16 protein-coding genes and 1 pseudogene are annotated in these 20301 nt (G+C 69.8%); 6 read left to right on the forward strand and 11 right to left on the reverse strand.

All coding sequences use genetic code 11. The annotated features are described in order from the left end of the window. The first annotated feature begins 313 nt into the window (after positions 1 to 313). Both ACFWXQ_RS28295 and ACFWXQ_RS28300 read left to right on the forward strand, forming a co-directional pair. Positions 314 to 1294: a helix-turn-helix domain-containing protein gene (locus ACFWXQ_RS28295; protein ID WP_383951475.1), complete on the forward strand. Its 981-nt coding sequence runs from the start codon at positions 314 to 316 to the stop codon at positions 1292 to 1294. Positions 1295 to 2229: 935 nt separating this feature from the next. Next, positions 2230 to 2829 (forward strand): hypothetical protein, encoded by a 600-nt coding sequence (locus tag ACFWXQ_RS28300; protein ID WP_386269452.1) that lies wholly within the window; start codon positions 2230 to 2232, stop codon positions 2827 to 2829. A gap of 176 nt (positions 2830 to 3005) precedes the next feature. Here the strand turns inward: ACFWXQ_RS28300 and ACFWXQ_RS28305 are convergent, their stop codons facing one another. The 3 genes and pseudogenes from ACFWXQ_RS28305 to ACFWXQ_RS28315 all read right to left on the reverse strand — a co-directional run bounded on the left by ACFWXQ_RS28305 (position 3006) and on the right by ACFWXQ_RS28315 (position 4087). Further along, complete coding sequence (locus ACFWXQ_RS28305; RefSeq protein WP_383951480.1) at positions 3006 to 3254, reverse strand: hypothetical protein; 249 nt, start codon at positions 3252 to 3254, stop codon at positions 3006 to 3008. A gap of 152 nt (positions 3255 to 3406) precedes the next feature. Beyond that, positions 3407 to 3658, reverse strand: a pseudogene (locus ACFWXQ_RS28310) (transposase); the annotation flags it as partial. A 138-nt stretch (positions 3659 to 3796) separates the two neighbouring features. Further along, positions 3797 to 4087, reverse strand: coding sequence for a hypothetical protein (locus ACFWXQ_RS28315; RefSeq protein WP_383951483.1), 291 nt, complete (start codon positions 4085 to 4087; stop codon positions 3797 to 3799). 123 nt (positions 4088 to 4210) lie between these two features. Between ACFWXQ_RS28315 and ACFWXQ_RS28320 the strand changes: the two genes are divergently transcribed. Together ACFWXQ_RS28320 and ACFWXQ_RS28325 are read left to right on the forward strand one after the other, a co-directional pair. Next, complete coding sequence (locus ACFWXQ_RS28320) at positions 4211 to 5116, forward strand: LysR family transcriptional regulator (RefSeq protein WP_383951486.1); 906 nt, start codon at positions 4211 to 4213, stop codon at positions 5114 to 5116. Between the two features lie 78 nt (positions 5117 to 5194). Beyond that, positions 5195 to 6715, forward strand: coding sequence for a helix-turn-helix domain-containing protein (locus ACFWXQ_RS28325; protein WP_383951489.1), 1521 nt, complete (start codon positions 5195 to 5197; stop codon positions 6713 to 6715). A 248-nt stretch (positions 6716 to 6963) separates the two neighbouring features. On the opposite strand, the gene ACFWXQ_RS28330 is transcribed toward ACFWXQ_RS28325, so the two are convergent. The 8 genes from ACFWXQ_RS28330 to ACFWXQ_RS28365 all read right to left on the reverse strand — a co-directional run bounded on the left by ACFWXQ_RS28330 (position 6964) and on the right by ACFWXQ_RS28365 (position 17387). After that, positions 6964 to 7872 (reverse strand): sulfite exporter TauE/SafE family protein, encoded by a 909-nt coding sequence (locus ACFWXQ_RS28330; RefSeq protein WP_383951492.1) that lies wholly within the window; start codon positions 7870 to 7872, stop codon positions 6964 to 6966. 185 nt (positions 7873 to 8057) lie between these two features. Then, entirely contained in the window at positions 8058 to 9569 is a 1512-nt protein-coding gene (locus ACFWXQ_RS28335; RefSeq protein WP_383951494.1) for an alpha-N-arabinofuranosidase, read from the reverse strand. Between the two features lie 283 nt (positions 9570 to 9852). Then, positions 9853 to 13218 carry a hypothetical protein gene (locus ACFWXQ_RS28340; RefSeq protein WP_383951497.1) on the reverse strand — a complete coding sequence of 1122 codons (3366 nt, stop codon included), beginning with the start codon at positions 13216 to 13218 and terminating at the stop codon, positions 9853 to 9855. Continuing rightward, positions 13211 to 13972: a hypothetical protein gene (locus tag ACFWXQ_RS28345; RefSeq protein ID WP_383951500.1), complete on the reverse strand. Its 762-nt coding sequence runs from the start codon at positions 13970 to 13972 to the stop codon at positions 13211 to 13213. The genes ACFWXQ_RS28340 and ACFWXQ_RS28345 overlap by 8 nt, the downstream gene beginning before the upstream one ends. Positions 13973 to 14044: 72 nt before the next feature. Next, positions 14045 to 15031 (reverse strand): SMP-30/gluconolactonase/LRE family protein, encoded by a 987-nt coding sequence (locus tag ACFWXQ_RS28350; RefSeq protein WP_383951503.1) that lies wholly within the window; start codon positions 15029 to 15031, stop codon positions 14045 to 14047. Next, entirely contained in the window at positions 15028 to 15801 is a 774-nt protein-coding gene (locus ACFWXQ_RS28355; RefSeq protein ID WP_383951506.1) for an IclR family transcriptional regulator, read from the reverse strand. The genes ACFWXQ_RS28350 and ACFWXQ_RS28355 overlap by 4 nt, the downstream gene beginning before the upstream one ends. Before the next feature lie 189 nt (positions 15802 to 15990). Then, positions 15991 to 17232, reverse strand: coding sequence for a CdaR family transcriptional regulator (locus ACFWXQ_RS28360; protein WP_307524758.1), 1242 nt, complete (start codon positions 17230 to 17232; stop codon positions 15991 to 15993). A 2-nt stretch (positions 17233 to 17234) separates the two neighbouring features. Beyond that, positions 17235 to 17387: a hypothetical protein gene (locus ACFWXQ_RS28365; RefSeq protein WP_383951509.1), complete on the reverse strand. Its 153-nt coding sequence runs from the start codon at positions 17385 to 17387 to the stop codon at positions 17235 to 17237. 288 nt (positions 17388 to 17675) lie between these two features. Between ACFWXQ_RS28365 and ACFWXQ_RS28370 the strand changes: the two genes are divergently transcribed. Further along, positions 17676 to 18653 (forward strand): DUF3068 domain-containing protein, encoded by a 978-nt coding sequence (locus tag ACFWXQ_RS28370; protein ID WP_383951511.1) that lies wholly within the window; start codon positions 17676 to 17678, stop codon positions 18651 to 18653. Between the two features lie 429 nt (positions 18654 to 19082). Then, entirely contained in the window at positions 19083 to 20234 is a 1152-nt protein-coding gene (locus ACFWXQ_RS28375; RefSeq protein ID WP_383955917.1) for a glycosyltransferase family 4 protein, read from the forward strand. The last annotated feature ends 67 nt before the right edge of the window (positions 20235 to 20301 follow it).

A 20301-nucleotide genomic window follows, 5' to 3' on the forward strand; every position in this document is an offset into this window, starting at 1 on the left:
GTATCGATATCTCACCACCCCGGTGGTCCTTCTGGGTTGGTTGGGCGTGGGGGACGGGCGTCTGGGGGCGGTTGGGGGCTGAGGGCCCCGGGGGGCGCGCCCCTTAAGGGGCGCGCGGAACTGCTCCCTCCGGCGGCACGGGCTTCGGGGCGCGCGAAGCGGCGCCCTTCAGAACCTGTTTGCGAACTGGTCATCTCTCGCTGGGTTGGTGAGCCGCGGTCGGGTTCCGGGCGAGACGAGTACGGCGGTGGCTGATTGGGTTCGGCTTGTTCGGGCGATGCTGGTCCGGCCCCGCAGCAACAACACTGGCGCTATGGACATGGTCAGCACCGCCGAAGTGGCGGCGGGGGAGCGCTTCGCCTTCTGGCGCGAAGTGAACGCGAAGCTCTGGGTGCCCTACGAATTACGCTGCGCCCCGCAGGTGGAGGACGCATTTCAGGCTCACGCCGGTGTCAGCGAGTTCGGCGCCGTGCAGGCGACGCTGATGACCTCGATGCCGTACGCGGTCCACCGCACCCCCAAGCTCATCCGCCAGGCCGATCCTGAAGTACTCAAGCTGAGCTGCCTCGTGCGCGGTGAAGCCATGATCACGCAAGACCGCCAGTGCACGGACTTCGGTGTCGGGGACCTCATCCTCTACGACCCCTCACGCCCCTACCAGGCCGAGTTCACACCAGATGCCCCAGCGAGCCAACTGCTGCTCCTGCGCTTCCCCCGCTCGCTGCTGCCGCTGTCTCCCCGGGACCTGCGGCGGCTGAGCGCGGTGCGCATCCCCGGCAGCCGGGGCATCGGGGCGCTGTCGTCACAGTTCCTGCTGCAGCTCGCCCTGCGCATGCACGAACTCAGCCCGTCCGACACCGCCCGGCTGTCCACCCTCACCCTCGACGTGCTGACCACGGCGCTGGCCGACGCGCTGGAGGCCGGGAGCGAGGTGCCGCCCCACACCCGGCGGAACGCGCTGATGGCCCAGATCCGCGCCTTCATCCATGACCACCTGGGCGATCCCGCGCTGACTCCGGACACGGTCGCCGCCGCCCACCACATCTCCCTGCGCTACCTGCACAAACTGTTCCAGCAGGAAGGCCACACCGTCGCCGGCTGGATCCGCGAACGCCGCCTGGCACAGTGCCGGCGCGACCTCGCCGACCCTCGGCTGGCCGCCCGCCCGATCCACGCGATCGCGGCCCGGTGGGCATTTACCAGCCCCCCGCATTTCAGCCAGGCCTTCCGCAACGCCTACGGTCTCTCCCCGCGCCAATTCCGCCAGCAGTACGCGAGAGTGCGCGCGGACTAAAGAACTATGCGTTCACACGTAACGACAAGTCCCGGTACGCAGTGCACCCTCTCCTGAGGAAGGCCAACTGCCGTCACACCCCACACGATCACGGCAGCACACGACGCCTGTTTCCAGCCCGCCCTCGCCCATACGGTAGGGCTGATTCACCGCAAAAAACTTGATCCGGAGGGTATGAGTGATTCGCATAAAACTGGCCGCCATCGCTACGGCGGGCGCACTGGCCATCGGCGGTTTGATCGCCAGTACCGGTACTGCATCGGCCAACGGGCAGAGCTCATCCCAAATGGCAGAACCAACTTCGGCCGGCGACTGCTTGTACGTTCTCAACACAAGCGGCTATCGGACAACACCAGCACGACGTGACGCCTGCGTCTACGGTGAACGAGGCGGGCTCTTCTATGGCGTCTGCCTCGTACGTCTCCAGGAAACCAACGTCGACACTTACGTCTCACGGTTGGCGTGCAACGCCGCGAACGACTGACCGTCGCATCCCGCGGCTATCTATCCTCTTGCAGTTGCGGGGTCGGGGCGCTGTTCCGGGCTGTAGACCGGCCAGCCCTGAGAACCCGCCGTCTTTGAACTCTTGATCACACCGAAGTTGTCCCATCCGCAGGTAGGTGACGTCGGTGGAGAAGTGGTCTTTGATCACCCGCCGACAACTCAGCTCCTTGCGTGTGCCGTTGCAGGACCTGGGGGAATCGAAACGCGCGCGGATGGATGAAGCAGTTTTGGATAAGTTTCCGCTCATCCCACTCGGTAGCCTGTGGCATGTTCGTCGCCATCGCATCGCTCATGGTTGTGCGTATGCGACCAGGGCAGGTCCGGTCATTTCGTCAAGGCGGCGCTGGTGGCGACTGATCGAACGGTCCCCACTGCCAGGAAAGGTTTGTGCACCATCGAACGCTCCGAGGCAACGGAAGAAATGAGGTCTGATGGGTATCGGTTCATTGAGGTCCCGATTAGTGGTTCTTCTCAGCGTGATGGCGCTGATGGGGGTTGCTTTGGTCGCAGGAGGCGCCAGGGCGAGCGCCGCGGGCATTGATCGGGCGGCATTTGTTGCTCTGGCTCGCGAGGCGGGGCTGAGCGGTGAGCAGGCCGCCGGTCTACAAGAGAAGGTGGACGGCTACCTGGGCAAGCTGGCCGGGAGCGGCACTCAAGTGTCACCCAACCAGATCGAACTCGGCGGGGCGGTCCTGAATGTCGCTGTGCCGGGAGAGAACGGGCCGCGCCCGCTGGGGGATGTCTCTGCGACAGTAGAGAATGCCGGCGAGTGCAACGGCTGGACGAAATATGGATGGTTCTGCGCATACAAGTACAAGAACCGGTCCGGAGACAACATCGGTATGTATCGGTGCGGCTACTACGATATTCCGTGGGTCACTACCGGTTCGTGGGTGAATAACCAGACCACGGGCACTGAGCCTATGATGTACTACACAAACTCTGGAAGCGAGTTGCTGCCGCCTGCCTACAGCTACCGGGATTCCGGAGTGAACTGGCGAGTCGTGGACCGTATCCGCAACTGCCCATGATGCAGGGCTTCGGCGTAGTCGGCGGGCATCCGGTTCATGACGGTCCGCCAGGTTGGCCGGCCAGGGAGAGCGGAACAGGCACGGCTTCCAGGATCATGGAGTTCTCGACGCCCCGTGACCTGCCTGGAAGACCGTGCCTGCCGAAGCATCATCGCTGAGCTTGTCGTTTAACCCGTTCAGGGGGTGACGTAGTCGCCCCAGCCGAAAGTGGCGACGTAGGCCCGTCGAAGGGCTTCTCCGCCGCGTCCGCCCCTGATGCGGATGACGGTCAGCGCGAGGATGAACCAGGCGGTGAAGCACCCCGCGACGATCAAAGTCCAGCGAGGCCCGGAAAAACTGGCAATGACGACCAGGGCAATGATCGTGACGACCAGTCCGATGTGGCCGCCTCTGATATCCGTGCTGGACCTGCTGCCGCCTGTCATCAAGGTCTCCCGCCAAAAAATCACGCCGCTCTGCGTCAAAAAGCAGGCTACGGGGCTCCGTCAACGGTGTCAGTGCCGCTCCCACGGCGGGGATTGGTGCCGACCTTTTGGTGGGCGGGACGGTTGTATGCCTCGCCGGTCGCGAGGACGCGAGCCCGACGCAGCCGGGCGACATCGATCCGTCCCTCATTGAGACCGCCGTAGAGGGCGCCGTGCCCACGGCGGTGCTCCGGGGCGAGCGCCAGGTCGACCAGCGTCCGCACCGGCCCGTCCGTGCACAGCAGGGCATCGCAGAACTCGAACAGCGCGTTGCTCCGAGCGGTCAGACACGCGTACAACTCCGTCCGGAAGCGTGACACTTCCGCGAACGCATCCCGCAGGACGCCTTGATGCTCCAGCCTCACGACCACGGCCTTCGTGCTGGTTCCTCTGCCTCTGTGACGGAGGCAAATGATCAGACGGAGGCCGCCCTCACGTCCGCTGAACTGTGAAACGCCGACCAAGTTCGAGCCGCGTTCGACGCCGGACCTTAAATGACAAGCTCAGGGGCGCGGGGAACTGCGCGGCCCGCCCCCACCGGCCCGCAGCGAACACCCCACCCCACCGGAGGTGACCCCCTCGGCGGGCGGCCGGCTGCGCGAGGCGACCTTCATGCCGCGGGCGTCCACGACACGCATCTGAAGCGAACCGCACCCGCAGCGGGTCCACACCGTGTGGCCCGCCGCGGTGCCGTGCCGGGACACCACCTGGAAGGGCTCCGCACGGTCGGGCCACCCGCAGTACGGGCACGCGTCGCCGACGGGCCGGTCGTGGGTATGGGCTGTGCTGGTCATCTGTCTGCAACTCCTTGTGCGGGGTGGCCGGATGGTGGACCGTCGCGACACCTCCAGCGTGCAGCCGAAGCTTCGTGTACGTCCAGGTTGACTTTCCGGACGTCACCTTGAAGCGTGGACTTCATGATTGATCTGCGCCGGCTACATGTACTGCGGGCCGTCGAGCACTACGGCACGGTGACCGCCGCGGCCCGCGCCCTGCACCTCACGACGTCCGCCGCCTCGCAGCAGGTCCGCCAGCTCGCGCGTGAGCTGGGCGTCGATCTGCTGGAGCCCCAGGGACGCGGCGTACGGCTCACCCAGGCCGCGCGGAGCCTGATCACGCACGCCGACGCGATCCAGGCCCGCTGGGAACGGGCCGAACTGGATCTGCGGGCCGACCACGGCGATCCGGCCGGGCTGCTGCGGGTGAGCGGCTTCCCGATGGCGATCTCGGTGCTGCTCGCCCCGATGGCGGCCCGGCTGCGGGAACGCCACCCCCGGCTCTCCGTACGGATACAGGAGGCGGAGGTCCCGTCCAGCTTCGACCTGCTCTTCGAGGGCGAGACCGATCTCGCGGTCGTCGAGGCGACCCCGCGCAACCCGCCGCTCGGCGACGCCCGCTTCGACCAGCAGCCGCTGCTGGACGACCCGTTCGACCTGGTCGTGCCCGACCGCCACCGGCTGGCGGGGCTGCGCCGGGTGGACCTCTCGGAGGCGGCGCGCGAGGACTGGATCGCGCCGGTCCAGGACAGCCCCTGCCGGGTGCACGTGCTCTCGGCGTGCGGTGCGGCCGGCTTCACCCCCGATGTCGTCCACCACGCGCTGGACTGGAACGTGATGGCCCATCTGGTCGCCCACGGTCTGGGGATCGCCCTCATCCCCCGGCTCGCCCATCTGACCCCGCATCTGCCGATCACCCGCGTCCGGTGCACCGGCGACCCGCACCGCAAACTCCTCACCTGTACCCGCGCCGGCGGCCACGAGCGCCCGGCCGTCGCGGCGGCGTTGGGCGAGCTCCGGTCCCTGGCGCCGACGGCGGTGGCCTGACGGGGGCGGGGAGACAGGAACAGCCTTTATGGTTCGCTTTTGGAGGTTCTTCGCGGTGGCGGGAAGGTGAGTTGAGCTGTGGAGGCGCTGGGGCAGGCGGAGAGTCTCGACGAGCTGCTGCGGCTCGTACGACGGCACGGGAGCCCCGCGGAAGTGCTGAGGTGGCTCGGGCGGCGGATCGGGGCGGACGCCGCGTGGATCGGACGCCAGGGCACGGTGGAGGCGGCGACGGCCGGATTCCCCCGGCAGGTCGCCGACGAGCTGCGTGACCAGGTGGCGCACCTGACCCACGGACGGCTGGCCGCGGCCACGACGCAGTCAGGCGAGCTGGAGGTGCACCTGGAGGCCTTCGGCGCGCGCGAGCCGCGTCCGGTGCTGGTGACCGTCAGCGCCTCCGCGCTGTCCCGGGAGGCCGTGCTGCTGGCGTCGCAGGCCGGTGGCCTCGTCGAACTGCTGGGACGGGCGTCGGAGGGCGACGCCGGCTCACGCGGGTACGAGGCGAAGGCGGCGCAGCTGCGGTTCGCGGTCCTGACCGCCCTGCTGGCCGGGGACGTCACCCTGGCACGGCGGATGACCACCGGTGACGTACCGCCGCTGCTGAACGCGGAGCGCGTACGGGTCCATCTCCTGCACTGCCCGCCCGCCGACCGTGACCGGCTGGCCAGGACCTATCTGGACGCGTCGGGCTACCACGGCCCGGGGCTGATGGTGAACTGCCCGGTGTTCAAGGAGCAGTTGATCTGCCCCGTCGCCGAGGACCCGGAACTCGGCGGCCGTTTCCAGCAGGGCGAGATGCTGCGCCGACTGGTCAGGGAGAACCCCGGGTACGCGCTGGGCGTCAGCAGGCCCCATCCGCTGGCCGCCACGGGCGAGGCGTACGGCGAGGCCGTGCACGCCCTGGCCGTCGCCCGCAACTCCCCCGACCGGCTGGCCGCCTACCGGGGACGGCCCTCGCTGGTCCACGTACTGCCCCGCCGGGCGGCCCTCGCCTGGGCGCGCGCCTATCTGGAGCCGCTGCACGACGCCCCCAAGCCCACCGTGGACGTCGTCCGCCTGGCCGTGACGTTCACCCGGTCCGGCGTGGCCCGTCTGCTGCACCTCAGCCGCACCACCGTCACGGCCCACTGCCGCCGGGCGGAGGAGGCCCTGGGCATCGACCTGGGCGAGGTACGCACCCGTGCCACGCTCGATCTGGCCCTGTCCCTCAGCCCCCTCCAGCCCGATCCCACCGATGCCGTCCAGCCGGTCGCGCCGCCGCTCGGCGAGCTCCTGCGCACCGCTCCCGCCACCGCGTGGGCGGAGCCCTTCCTCCACCCCCTCCAGGACACCCGGCACCGCGATCTGTACCGCACCGTGGAGGCCTGGATCGACGCCAACACCGACGCCCAGCGGACGGCCGCGCGGGTGGGTCTGAGCCGCAACACGGTCCGCGCCCATCTGCGCGCCGCCGAACGCCTCCTCAACCGCGACCTGCTGACCACCGGTTCGGGCATCCACGACCTCGTCCACGCCCTGCGCGTCACGACTGCGCACCGTGCACACCCCACGGACGAATCTGGCCACCGTGCACGGTGGTCCCCGAAGCACGCCGCCTCCTAACGTGCTCACTGGAGGGGCAGTCGGCACCGACACCCCAACCATCCGGTGCAGCGGCGAATGGTCCACGGGGGAGACCATTCGCCGCGCCCGAAGAGGGCGCGGGGCGCCCTTGAGGGGCGCGGGGCTGTGACATGTGCGGCTCCCCCGCGCGGGCGCGACCGCCGAGCTGCAGTCGCGCCGTTAAGGGGCGCGGGGAACTGCGCGACCAGCCCCCACCGGGCCCGCACCCACGAACAACCCGAGGCCCCCTACACGGCAACAACCCTCCGCTCCCCCGCATCCCCCTCCAGCACCTTCTCCCTCCGATGCGCCCGGATCGAGTACGTCAGCGCCGCAGCCCACACCACATAGACCAGGCCATACACGACCCCACTGACCACCCCCGACGCAGCAACCCAGTCGCTCCTCAGCAACGTACGCACGTTGGTGACGACGATGACCCCACCCACCGCGGACCCCAGCACCCGAGCGGGCAGCAACCGCACCAGCCAGGCCGCCACCGGCGCCGCCACCATCCCGCCGAGCAGAAACGCGGCGACCCACCCCCAGTTCAGCCCCTGGGAGCCGAGCGAGAAGAGAAAGCCGAGGCTCGCGGCCACGGCCACAAGGAACTCGCTCGTGTCGATGGACCCGATCACCTTGCGCGGCTCCATCCGGCCACCGGCCAGCAACGCCGGCGTACCGACGGGCCCCCAGCCACCTCCCCCGGTCGCGTCCAGGAACCCGGCGACCAGCCCGAGCGGCGACAGGAACCGTTTGCGCAGCGGCTTGCCGAGGTTGCCCTTGGGCAGGCCGCGGAACGTGAACCGGGACAGCACGTACAGCCCGAGCCCCAGCAGGATCAGCGACATCACCGGCTCGGCGGTCCCGGTGGACAGCCCGGACAACACGGTCGCGCCGAGGAAGGCCCCGACCGCCCCCGGGACCCCGATCTTGGCCACGACCTTCCAGTCCACGTTCCCGAACCGCCAGTGCGAGGCCCCGGACATCAGCGTCGTACCGATCTCGGCGAGGTGCACGGTGGCCGAGGCGGCGGCCGGGTTGGTGCCCATGGAGAGCAGCAGGGTGGTCGAGGTCACGCCATAGGCCATGCCGAGGCTGCCGTCCACCAGCTGGGCACCGAGGCCCGCCAGGGCGAGCAGTACCAGCGTGCGCATCGTGTCCGTCCCGTCTTGTCGCGTTGTCCCCTCGAAAGGTGGAAGGGACCCACGGGACGGTAGGTGCCGAAGGTGAGGATTGCCTGAGCGCGAGATGAGCACACCGCACAGACACCCTCACGGGCCCCACGGACAGGTGCCCCGGCCGGAGGGGACCGGGGCACCACAAGCGGTCGGGCCGGGCCTCAGGCCAGCCGGATCACGTTCCAGGACAGCGGCTCCAGGGCGGCACTCAGGGTGCCGCCCTGGAGCGTGGTCCCCCGCACGGCCCGCGGAGCGACCCGGTCCGGCTCGGCGAGCGTGTTGCGGGCGTCCGGATCCGCGTCCGCGATCGCACTGTGCTCGACGACCGAGGTCAACTCCAGCCCGTTCAGGGCGACTTCGAGCGGCAGCGCCGCCGTCCGGCTGCGGTTGACCGCGAAGACGGTGACCGAGCCGTCCGCCGCGCGCACGGCGGTGGCGTGCAGCAGGTCGGCCTCCCCGTACTTCTTCGTCTCGTACGTCGGGGAGTCGACGCGTACGTCGAGGACCTGCCCCCGCCCGTACCGCGAGGCCTGCGCGAACGGGAAGAACGTCGTCTGCCGCCAGGCCGGGCCGCCCGGCTCGGTCATGATCGGCGCGATGACGTTGACGAGCTGGGCCAGACAGGCGACGGTCACCCGGTCCGCGTGCCGCAGCAGGGCGATGAGGAGCGAGCCGAAGACGACCGCGTCCATGACGCTGTAGTTGTCCTCAAGGAGGCGGGGGGCCTCCGCCCAGTCCCGCTCGGCGGAGTTCTCGATCGCGTGCCACCTCGACATGTACCAGACGTTCCACTCGTCGAAGGAGAGGTTGATCCTCTTCTTCGACTTGAGCTTCGCACCGATGTGGTCGCAGGTGGCGACGACGTTCTCGATGAACGACTCCATGTCCACGGCGGAGGCCAAGAAGGAGTCGAGGTCGCCGTCCTGGGGCTCGTAGTAGGCGTGCAGGGAGATGTGGTCGACGAGGTCGTACGTCTCCGTCAGGACCGTCGCCTCCCACTCGGCGAAGGTCGGCATGGACTGGCTGGAGGAGCCGCAAGCGACCAGTTCGACGGAGGGGTCGATCTGCCGCATGGCGCGGGCGGTCTCGGCGGCGACCCGTCCGTACTCCTCGGCGGTCTTGTGGCCGGTCTGCCAGGGGCCGTCCATCTCGTTCCCCAGGCACCACATCTTGATGCCGAACGGGTCCTTGTCGCCGTGGGCGATCCGCTGCTCGGACAGGGCGGTCCCGGCCGGGTGGTTGGCGTACTCCTGGAGTTCCAGGGCCTCCGCCACTCCCCTGGTCCCGAGGTTGACCGCCATCATCGGCTCGGCCTGCGGGCCGATCTTCTTCAGGAAGGCGATGTACTCGGAGAGCCCGAAGCGGTTGGACTCCGTCGACCGCCAGGCGAGGTCGAGCCGGCGGGGGCGTTCCTCGGCGGGGCCGACCGAGTCCTCCCACTTGTAGCCGGAGACGAAGTTGCCGCCGGGGTAGCGGACGGCGGTGACACCGAGTTCACGGACGAGCTCCAGCACGTCCGTCCGCAGGCCCGCCCCGTCGGCCGCGGGGTGGTCCGGCTCGAAGATGCCGGTGTAGACGCAGCGGCCGAGGTGTTCCACGAACGAGCCGAAGAGCCGGGGGTTTACTTCGCCGATGGTGAAGGCGGGGTCCAGGGTGAAGCGGGCGGTACGCAATGAGTTCCTTTCGGAGCGCCTGGTGCCGGAGGTGACGTGGGTTTCACATGCGGAGTGCGCGGGCGCTGGTGCGGGTCCTCGCGGGCCGATGGCCGCGACCGTCGATCCGCCCGCCCCGGCCGGGAGTTGCCCGCGACACGGCTCAGGCGGTTCCATCCAGTGCCTCACTGTTCGACATTTCGATGAACGATCGCAACCCCGGACGGACCGTAGATAGAAAGCCCTTTCCCGTCAATGGTCCACGGAGAACTCCGACATGCGGATTCCGGTCGGCCGCCTGCGGTCAGGTCATCAGGCCGGGCCCCTGCCTGCCCAGCCTCCGCACCTTCGGACCGTACTCATCCATGGCGTATCCGACCTGGTTGTTGGTCGGCAGGCACTTCTTCCCGAGCTCGATGCCGTCCGTGATCAGGTCGACCGCGTCCACGTACTCCTGCGGTGTCAGCGCCCCACCGCACTGCTCCAGCCAGCGACAGCCCTCGCGGGCGAGTGCGACAAATGCGTGCGGGGCCTTGTCCCGGTATCTGGTGGCGACCCGGGACAGGTCGTGAACAGCGTCGACCGCTGCCCGGATCAGTTCGCGATCCTTCGGGTCCCGCACCGAGTAACGCAGTCGCACCCTGGCATCGGCATTGACGACGAGGTGGTCCTCCGCACCGCCGGAGCAGCCCTTCGCCGCCGCGAGATGGTTCGTGGCGAGATCGAGCCTGCCCTGCTCGGCCTCGTACTCGGCGCGCTGCAGCCAGTAGTGGTGGTCGCGGTTCAGGAACTGGTGAGCCCCGTCGTAGATCCGCCGTACCGCTTCGGCGTTCAGGCCCAGGTCGCGCATGGTGTTGTGGCTGAGCAGCTTGATCATGGCGCTGCGGTCGCGGTGCTGGTTGTCCGTGATGTGCCAGGAGCGTCCCGCGTAGAAGTGCAGAAGCTTGGCGATGACCATCGCCAGGTCGTCCGTACGATGTCGCAGCACGGTCTGGACGACCGTGTCGGCGATGGTCCGCTGGCGGCATCGCAGCCGGCCGTCGACGGTGCGCACCAGCAGCTTCATGTCCACGAGCTCGTTCACCGCGGCCCAGTGACTCCGGTCCGGCGGGTCCGGATGGGAGACGATCTCCACCAGGTCCGCGGCGTCGATGCCGCGCTGCTGGAAGACCAGCGAGGAATCGGAGAAGGACACCACCGCGTACGGGGCCCGCTCCGCCTGCTTCAGCGCCTCGAACTCGCTCGCCACCTTCTGCTTCAGGGAACTGCCGGTCACCGCCTCGATCATCGCGGCGAGCAGCCCCTGGTCGCACCGCTCCCGGAGCTTCGCGACCTTCTGGGACATGAGCCAGGGCTGGTTGAAGTCGCCGATGAGGGGGTTCTTGTCGAGTACCTTGATGATCTTCTTCAGGTCGTCGTCGGTCAACAGCTGGTCGGAGCTGACCACTTCGGCCGGGAAGCCGGCGTCGATCTCCGACTGGGCGGTCACCCGGATCGCCGCCACGACCAGGGTGCGACCGTCGTCGTAGAGGTTCTTCATGAGCGGGGCGGCGCGACGCGTGAACATGTCGACGTCGTCGACGAAGATCGCGTCGAAGCGCCGGCGGCGTGCCTGTTCCTCGATGTCCCGGGGCGGCAGGGACGCGCCGCGGTCCACCCAGCCGACGTTCATGCCCTTCTTCTGGAGCCGGTAGGCAACCTGCATCAGGGCGGTGGTCTTGCCGGAACCGGCGGTGCCCTTGACCAGGATCATCGGCTGCCGCTCCCCTTCGACGGGGCGGGCGCGCTCCTCGATGGCGTCGGCCAGCGAGAGCCTGGCCACGATCTTCTTGTCCTGGATGTCGCCCCACGTCGGATCCCTGCCGAGCAGGAACTCCCAGGTACCGGCGGGCGCCTCGTCCACCTGCTGGGCCACCTGCACGATCCCGACACCGTCGCGGGTTCCGGCGTACTGCTCGGTGAGGACCCGCCGTCCGTCGACCAGTGCCTGGTTTCCGGCCCCGAGGCGGTCCCCTACGAACGCGGCGGGCGTCGTACGGATGTGCCGCAGCCCCGCCTCACGCAGCCGGACCCGGTCGGCCGCCGTGCCCTCCGGACTGACGAGGAAACCGGGAAACTCGTTCTCACCTGAGGCCCGGCCCGCTATCCGCAGGGTCTCCCACAGGGCGGGGCTGCTCGGAGACAGGGACAGGAAGAGCACGGGCCTCGTCAGCAGCTCCGCCCGGAAGCGCCGGAACCACAGGCCGCGCGCGTCGCTGGGCGGCACCGACCACGCGTCGCCGAAGTCCTGCGGGACACCCCCGTCGTGAGGCCAGCCGTGCATGGCGATGATCTCCAGGGCGCCCTGCTTGCCGGTCGGGGGGTCCTGACAGGCGTCGACGAGGGAAACGGTCTCCGCCAGCCGGGTGCCGCGCACGAGGGGGAGCGCGTCGCTGCCCGTGAAGTCGTAGAGGCGTGACCAAGGGGCGCGCAGCAGTCCGAACACCGTGTGCTCGTCATGCCCCGGCGGGACGGACAGGGCGTTGAGGTGCTGATCGAGCTGTGCGGGCGTGAGCTGCCGGCGCGCGGCGGCCCAGGTCTCGTGGAGGGCGGGCGCCGGCTGGGGCACAGCGCCGAAGACGGCCTCGGCGAGCCCGCGGTTGAACGCGTCGGTGTCGATGGCGCCGTCCTCGTCCGGCCCCGAGACCAGGGCGAGGACCATCTGGCCGGTCGACAGATGCCGGTAGAAGTCGGTGAGGAGGGGGCCTTCGTCGTAGGCCTCCTCCGGCCGGCGGGCGACCGGTACACGGGGCGGCGTGGAGGACGGGCGGACCCGGATCGTCGTCGGCAACTGCCTGCGGGTGGCGGTGTCGACGACCACCGGACGGTCGGCGCTCAGGTCCGCGCGGAGCAGGAGGTACGCCGGAGCGGCACCGTCGAAGGGCAGGTGCCAGCCTCTCGTCTCCCGCTCTCCGCTTCCCGCGAGGGCCAGCAACGGCGCGGCCTCCCCCGGCAGTTCGGGCAGCGTGCCGGTGTGGCCCGCCAGCAGCAGGGTCAGATCGTTGCGCTTCGCCCAGTCCCCGAACTCCTCGCCCACCGCGTGGTCGAGCTGCTCCTTGAAGCACCCCGCGAGAGCGGGAGTCGCGTCGTCGGCCACCATGCGGAAGACGGTGTTCACACAGACCAGGCCGACCGTGCGCGCACCCACCGCGCTGTGCAGCGAGCCTTCGCCGGGCAGCAGACCCGGATGCCAGTCGGTCCGGGAGGACACGCTGTTCTCCTCCCAGGCGACCAGGTCCGGAAAGACATCGGTGCGCAGCCGCTGGACGATGTCCTCGGTCATCTCGCCACGCCACAGATCGGACGCGACCTGGTCCCAGTTTCCCGCCAGATCACGTGCGAGCGACCGCTTGGCGGGCATGGTGCGGCAGTCGGCCGGCCCGGGGACGGGAGTGACGAAGGGCTCCTGGCCCCGCTCCAGGCAGGCGAATTGAACCTCCGCCACAAGGTCCTTCACCGCCGCCGGATCGCCCGATGTACCGAGGACGAGGATCCCGTCGAGCCGGTGGCCCGCCTCGTGCAGTCCCGCGAGGTCCCTGAGCACGGAGGCGTGGGTGCCCCCGCCGTCCGGAGCGTCCGCGGGCAGCGGCCCCAGGACGAGGAAGTGGGCGGTCGTCTCCGGCTCAGGCATCCTGCCACCTCACGGCCCGTACCTTGCCACGCGGCAGTTGCAGGGTGGCGCCCCGCACCTCGCAGACACCCGGGGCAGGTTCGATCTCGACGAACGACGTGCTGAGGGAGTCCTTGACGATCTTTCCGTCCACCTGTCCCGTGGCAGCGGACTCCTTCGAGCAGAGGGCTTTCAGAGTCGAGGCGTAGGAAGGGTCGATGACGACGGTGCCCTCGGCGGTCTCGCGCACGGGGTCGGTCAGAACCGCCGTCGCGAAGGTGAGGACGCTCAGCGCGACCGCCACGAACGCGGTCCGGTTGGCCCGGGTCTGGCGCCTGTCGATCTCCTCGGCCTCGTCCCGCACCTTCCTGATCACCCGGTCGATCAGGGCCTGGCGGGACGCCACCTTGCGCTCCCGGTCCGGGTCCTCGGGCACGGGCGAGGCAACGGCGTAGAGATAGAGGACTGCGGCCAGGAGCCAGAGCGCCACGGACGCGATACCCATCCATTGGGTCAGGACGGGCCGGTTCGCGAGGGCCGTGACGCTCAGTGCCGCCATCAGTCCGCCGGCGAAGAGGGTGACGGTGGACTGGGCGGCCTGCGCACGGCCCCTCGCGACGCTGACGGCCTGGACGAGCTGGGAGTAGTACGACTCCGACACCGAGGTGACCACGGTGTCCAGGACCTGTTCGTACTCCTGGCGCTCCTGTGCCGTGTCCGGCCCCGGACCCGCGCCCGTTTCCCGGACCGGATTCCCGGCCGCGCCCTGGTCCACCGCCAATGGGTCCCCCAACCGCTCAACAGGCCGTGAAAGTACCAGATTTCACAGCCTGTCACCGGAGGATCATCAGCCTGCGAACGCCGGTTGCGGCAGGCCCTTTCCCGCGCCGGGGATCACCAGGACCGAGCCCGAGAGCGGATGCGGGGCGGTCAGGCCCGTACGGGCCGTCGTGATGTACAGATCGGTCAGGTCGGCGCCGCCGAACGCGCAGGCCGTGGGGCGCGGTACGGGCAGTTCCACGACACGGTCCAGCTTGCCGTCCGGGGTGTAGCGGCGGACCGCGCCGCCGTCCCACAGGGCGACCCAGACACAGCCGTCGGCGTCGACAGTGAGCCCGTCGGGGAAGCCGGCATCCTCCTCGATTGCCGCCAACTCGCGCCTGTCGGTGACCCGTTGACCGTCGAAGTCGAAGACGTCGATCCGGCGGGTCGGTGAGTCGATGTAGTACATGAGGCGGCCGTCGGGGCTCCAGCCCGTGCCGTTGCTCACCGCCACGTCGTCGAGGACCGTCTCGACCGTGCCGTCCGGGGCGATACGGGAGAGCGTGCCGCCGCCCGGCGCCTCGTCGTAGCGCATGGTGCCCGCCCACAGGGCGCCGTCCGGCGCGACCGCCGCGTCGTTGGCGCGACGGCCGGGGACGACTTCCCGATGCAACCACCGAAAGCCGCCAGAGCCGTCCAGGCCGCCGGAGCCGTTCAGGCCACCCGAGCCGCCGGAGCCGTCCAGGCCACCCGAGCCGCCAGAGCCGCCCGGAGCACCCGAGGCACCCGAGGCACCCGAGGCACCCGAGGCACCGGAAGACTCCCCGCCCGGGCCGTAAAGCCCCACGCCGTCACGGAGGTTGACGATCAGGCCGCCGCCCGCGCGCGGCTTCGCGGCGCCCACGTGCTGTTCGGTCGCCATGACCGTGCGGCGGCCGGAGACCGGGTCGTACGTGTGGACCCGGGAGCCGAGGATGTCGATCCAGATCAGCCGCTCGGCACCGGCGTCCCAGGTGGGGCCTTCGCCGAGAGCCGCCTCCGCCTGGACGGCCACCTCGTACGCGTGCGTCATCCCACGCTCCGGTGTCCGAGCCGCTCCGACAGCTCGGCGGCGCCCTTCGCGGCGAGCTGCTCCAGTTCGGCGCGGCGCTCGTCGCTCCAGCGGATCATCGGTACGGAGATGGAGAGCGCGGCCACGACCTGGCCCGTGCGGTCACGCACCGGCGCGGCGACACAGCTGACGTCGGGGTTCGACTCACGGCTCTCCACCGCGATACCGCGGGCGCGGATCTCGGTGAGGGCCTCGCGCAGGGCGGCCGGCTCGGTGATGCTGTTCGGCGTCATCCGCACCAGGTCGGCGTCGTCGGGGATCCGCGAGGTCAGCTCGGGCTCGGGGAGCGAGGCGAGCAGCATCTTGCCCACGGAGGTGCAGTGGGCGGGCAGCCGGCGGCCCGCGGCGGACACCATGCGCACCGCGTGCGTGGAGTCGACCTTGGCGATGTAGATGACGTCCGTGCCCTCCAGGATCGCCACGTGCACGGTCTCGTCGCAGGTCTCCGCGACGGACCGGGCGACCTGCTGCCCCTCGGCGGCGAGGTCCAGCTGCTCGGAATAGCGGCTGCCGAGCTGGTACGGGCGCACCCCGAGCCGGTAACGTCCCGGCTGACCCGGTACGGGCGTGATGTACGAACGGGCGGCAAGTGTCGTCACCAGCTCGTGCACGGTGGTGCGCGGCAACTGGAGCTTGCGCACGATGTCGGGGGCGGAGAGCGTGCCGTCTCCGTCGAGGAAAAGCTCGAGTATGTCGAGAGCCCTGGTTACGGCAGGTACGAGGCGTCCCACAACTGGCCCCCTCCCTTGTGTTCGAAATTTCAACAGACGATCGGCATAGCGAACACAGGCTACTCATACCGATTACGGCCGGGCAATGGCCTTGCGACAACGGGTGGGCGAGCGGTTACGGATGGGGCAGGTCGGACGACCACCCGAGGGCACGCAGTAAACGGGTGGGCGGGCGGGCAAGGAAGTCACTCAGCGCCGGGCGCGGGGGTCTCCCAGCTCGCCCCGGAGCCGCTGGGCCCGTAGCACCAGTTCCAGCTCGAATCGCCGGTCCGGGTCATCGACCTCGTCGCCCCACAGCTCCCTGATCTGCCGAAGGCGATACCGCACGGTCTGCGGATGGACCCCGAGGCGCGCGGCCACCTCGGGAGCCCCGCCCCGCGTCTCCAGCCACGCCAGCAGGGTCTCCGCGAGCCGCCGCCCGTGCGTGGGCCCGCAGTGGGCGAGCGGCTCCAGACATCGCAGTGCCAGGTCGTCGATCAGTTCCTCGGGCTGGAGCAGGACCAGCGCCTCCGTGTGCTCGGTGCAGTAGAGCACCTCGCCCGGCGGCAGCAGCCCCCGCTCCATGAGCCGTACCGCCGCCTCGGCCCAGCGCAACGACTTCGCCGCGTCGGCCAGCGGGACAGGCGGCCCGATGGCACCCGCCCACCCCGTCAGCGCCCGGTGCAACAGCTCGGGGCGCCCGGCGGCATCAGGCTCGGGCACGACCATCCGGGGCTGCTCGTACTCCATGTCAAGGAGCACGCCCTGCCCGACCGCAGGGGCAACTGCCTCGCGGGCGGGCCGCAGCAGCACACCCACCGCGACCTTGTCCGGCAACGGCCAGCCGATCCGGGCGGCCCGCTCCGAGAGCGCCTCGGCCGGATCGCCCCGGTGGTGCTCGGCAAGCAGCAACTCCATCAACCGCCGCTGCAGACGCAACCGCTCCCCGGCCTGCCGGGCGGCGGCCTCGGCGTATCCGCGTACGGACTGGTCGACCAGCCCGTCCAGATACTCGTAACCGGCGTCGACCAGCTCGTACATCGCGGGCGGCGGGATCTCCACCCGCGTCCCGATCTCGGCGAAACGGCGCCAGGCGAGACGTACGCCGAGCCGGTAGATCGCCTGGAGCGAGTCGAGGCTGCGGCCGTGCAGGCCCTCGCCGCGGCCGAACTCCTGGAAGACCTCGGGGTGGACGCGCGGACGGCCCTCGGCGGTCTCCAGATGCTGGACGAACACCTCGATGGCCCGCCGGATGCCGACCAGCGCCATCGGCTCGCCGGAGTCGTCGAGCACGACGGGCAGATGGGGATATTCGTGACGTATCTCCTGGAGGATCTCCTCGGCGAGTATGGGCGCCTCGGCCATGGCGAGCGCCGCGAACTGGCGGACCTGGAGGCGCGGCACGTCGTGCCAGGCCGAGCGCACGGTGACGGGTCCCCGGCGTAGGGCCATGGTCAGCGCTCCTGGCCGACCGTCTCATAGGTGATGAGCGGCGTGTTCGGCTGGTCGGGGGTCGCATCGAGCAGCGCGACGATACCGAGGGCGGCGCCCACGGCTAGTGCGGCGGCGGCCGCCACGGTCAACAGGGCGGCTAGCAGTCTGGGCATCGCGGGTCAGCCTCTCTGTCGGAGGTTCACCCCACCCGGGCACTCCGCTGGGAGCGCCGTCCAAATCTGCGGACCGAATGCGGCTGATCGCGCAGTTCCCCGCGCCCCTCGGGGGCACGGGCATCCCCATCATCACCGGCCCGGTCCGGCGAGCCCCCAGTCTCGACAACGCATTGACACTTCGTCAAGGGTGCGCCTACGGTTCCCGCCCCATACCGCACGTGCACCCTCCACCACCGTGCCGGCACAGCCCGTGCCGTGTCACCACGAGCCCCCTGGAGTGCCCGGATGCGCCGTACTGCCTCACCCTTTTCACTGGTCGTCCTGGGTCTGGGCGTGTTCCTGCTCGTCCTGGCCCCCCTGCTCGCCTGGTACGTCGAGCCACGTGCTCAACGCACGCCCGTGGACATCGACTCGAAGACCGTCTTCACCGGTACGGGCAGCTATTTCGACACGGACGAGATCGAGACCGTCCGCGACAAGAAGATCACCATCACCCGCCAGGTCCGCGGCGATGTCGCCGACAGCGAGAAGAGCGGCCGGGCCATCTGGGACGTGTCCACGTCCGTGGACACCGACAAGTCGCTGCCCGCCGCCGACCCCCACGACTCGCTGCAGTGGACCATGGAGCGCTGGGTCACCGACCGCAAGACGAACAAGCCGGTCCACTGCTGCGACGAGGAGCCGTACTACGAGGGCGAGGCATATCTGAAGTTCCCCTTCGACGTGCAGAAACGCTCCTACATCTGGTGGGACAACACCCTCGGCTCGACCGTCACCCTGGCCTACAAGGGCAAGAAGAAGATCCAGGGGTACGAGGGCCTCCGCTTCACCGGAACGGTGCCCGCCACCAAGACCGGAACCCGGCTCGTACCGGGCACGATCGTCGGCGAGACGGACGGCGGTCAGGTGCTCGCCGAGGAGTGGTACGCCAACCACGGCATCGAGTTGGTGGCCGACCAGCGCACGGGCCGGATCATCTACGCGGCGATCGGCCCCCGCAAGACGCTCCGGGCCCCCGGCGGCGACAAGGACGCCGTGGTGCTGCTCGACAGCGAGCGGATCGCCTTCACCACCGAGACCCAGAAGGAACAGGTCGATCTCGCCGACACGGACAGCGGAATGCTGCGCATGGTGGGGCAGACGTTGCCGGTAGGGACGGGTGTGGCGGGCTTCCTGCTCGCACTTGTGGGGGTCGTTTTGGTGGTACGCGGGCGTCCGCATCCCGAAACGTCCGAGAGCTCCCAGCAGCCGCTCACAATGTGATGAGACGTCAGCTGGATAAAGCCCCGAAATTATCACTTCGGTGAGTAGCCGCATCGAACCAGCGGGCGAAAACTATCCACCCCACCCGAACACAGCCCGACCACATCCCCATCACAGCCGGCCCGCATCACCAGCACGGATCAACCCCGCAGTCACAACGCAACGGGAGCGGGCCGTGCCGGTACGTCGAAGCCCGCCGCGTAGGGCTCCTCCAAAACAGGAGCACCTCCGGACCCACAGCAGTACACCCGGAGGCGGCGGGCTCGACGTACCGGCACGGCCCGCGTACCCACAACGAACGACGAGCCACAACGAACCCGCACCGGGAGACCACAACCGAGCCCACCCCACCAAGCCCCACCGAGCCCCACCTCACCCCCCACTCCACCCTCACGCTGGTTCCGCACCCCGAGACGAGTTGGAGCACCCATGCCCCAGCACGTGCCTTCGTCGTTGCGCGCCGCCTTCCCCCGCTCCGCGCAGCGACCCCCGGCGCTCCCCCCACAGCCGCGCCGAATCGTTTTCCTCGCCCGTCGTGATTTCGGCAACGAAGCCGCGGGCGGCTCCGAACTCCTCGTCGACAGACTCGCCGAGGGCCTGACCCACCTCGGCCACCAGGTCACGCTGCTGTGCGGCGGCCCCGCCGCCTACCGCGACTACCGTGTCGTGTCGGCGGGCGGCGACCTCGGCCACTACCTGCGCGCCAGATCGGCGTTCCAGCGCCAGATCGGCGACTGCGACCTGCTCGTCGAGGTCTGCAACGGCATGCCGTACCTGGCCCCGCTGTGGCACCGCGGCCCGACCCTCTGCCTGGTCAACCACGTGCACACCGACCTGTGGCGGATGCGGTTCAACGGACCGCTGGCGCCCGCCGCCCGGCTCGGCCGAAGACTCGAGCACTGGGCCCTCGCCGGCGCACAGCGCCACAACCTGCTGGTCGCCGTCTCCCCGTCGACGGCACACGCGCTGCGCGCGATCGGGGTCGAGCGCGAGCGCATCCGGGTCGTGCACAACGGCGTAGAGGAGCCGGGCCCACCCACCGACCGCTCACCGGAACCGCTGTTCCTGGCGATGGGCCGACTGGTCGAGTACAAGCGGATCGATCTGCTCCTTCGACTGTGGGAGCGGGTCCGCCCGGTCACGGGCGGCCGACTGGTCATAGTCGGCGACGGCCCCGAACGGGATCGGCTCGAACAACTCGCGGGCCCGGGCGTCGAGTTCAGGGGCCATGTCTCCGAGGCGGAGAAGCACCGGCTGCTCTGCGCGGCCTGGCTGCTGCTGCATCCCTCGGCCGTCGAGGGCTGGGGCCTGGTGGTGACGGAGGCGGCGGCCCGCGAGACCCCGGCCATCGCCTTCGACGTACCCGGCCTGCGCGACTCGATCGTGGACGGCGAGACGGGCCTGCTGGCCCGCGGCGAGTCCTCGTTCGCGGCGGCCTGGTGCACCCTCGCCCTGTCCACCCACCGGCGGACGCTCATGGGCAAGGCGGCGGGCGACCGCGCCACCCAGTTCCGCTGGCACCGCACGGTCCGCCAGTTCCGAGCGGTGGCGACGGAGGCGGTGAGGAGCTGGACGCCGTGACGCCCGCGCGGGGGAATCGCCCAGACCCGGCCAACGGTCCGGGCACAAGTCCCGGCACAGGCCCGGG

Source organism: Streptomyces sp. NPDC058697, from assembly GCF_042715345.1.
GTDB classification, from domain to species: Bacteria; Actinomycetota; Actinomycetes; order Streptomycetales; family Streptomycetaceae; genus Streptomyces; species Streptomyces liliifuscus.

Excerpts from the sequence above, each read along its gene's own strand:
- ACFWXQ_RS28320 (WP_383951486.1), top strand. The coding sequence starts at position 4,211 with ATGATTGATCTGCGCCGGCTACATGTACTGCGGGCCGTCGAGCACTAC.
- ACFWXQ_RS28295 (WP_383951475.1), top strand. The coding sequence starts at position 314 with ATGGACATGGTCAGCACCGCCGAAGTGGCGGCGGGGGAGCGCTTCGCC.
- ACFWXQ_RS28300 (WP_386269452.1), top strand. The coding sequence starts at position 2,230 with ATGGGTATCGGTTCATTGAGGTCCCGATTAGTGGTTCTTCTCAGCGTG.
- ACFWXQ_RS28305 (WP_383951480.1), bottom strand. The coding sequence starts at position 3,254 with ATGACAGGCGGCAGCAGGTCCAGCACGGATATCAGAGGCGGCCACATC.
- ACFWXQ_RS28370 (WP_383951511.1), top strand. The coding sequence starts at position 17,676 with ATGCGCCGTACTGCCTCACCCTTTTCACTGGTCGTCCTGGGTCTGGGC.
- ACFWXQ_RS28350 (WP_383951503.1), bottom strand. The coding sequence starts at position 15,031 with ATGACGCACGCGTACGAGGTGGCCGTCCAGGCGGAGGCGGCTCTCGGC.
- ACFWXQ_RS28360 (WP_307524758.1), bottom strand. The coding sequence starts at position 17,232 with ATGGCCCTACGCCGGGGACCCGTCACCGTGCGCTCGGCCTGGCACGAC.
- ACFWXQ_RS28330 (WP_383951492.1), bottom strand. The coding sequence starts at position 7,872 with ATGCGCACGCTGGTACTGCTCGCCCTGGCGGGCCTCGGTGCCCAGCTG.
- ACFWXQ_RS28375 (WP_383955917.1), top strand. The coding sequence starts at position 19,083 with ATGCCCCAGCACGTGCCTTCGTCGTTGCGCGCCGCCTTCCCCCGCTCC.
- ACFWXQ_RS28365 (WP_383951509.1), bottom strand. The coding sequence starts at position 17,387 with ATGCCCAGACTGCTAGCCGCCCTGTTGACCGTGGCGGCCGCCGCCGCA.
- ACFWXQ_RS28340 (WP_383951497.1), bottom strand. The coding sequence starts at position 13,218 with ATGCCTGAGCCGGAGACGACCGCCCACTTCCTCGTCCTGGGGCCGCTG.
- ACFWXQ_RS28315 (WP_383951483.1), bottom strand. The coding sequence starts at position 4,087 with ATGACCAGCACAGCCCATACCCACGACCGGCCCGTCGGCGACGCGTGC.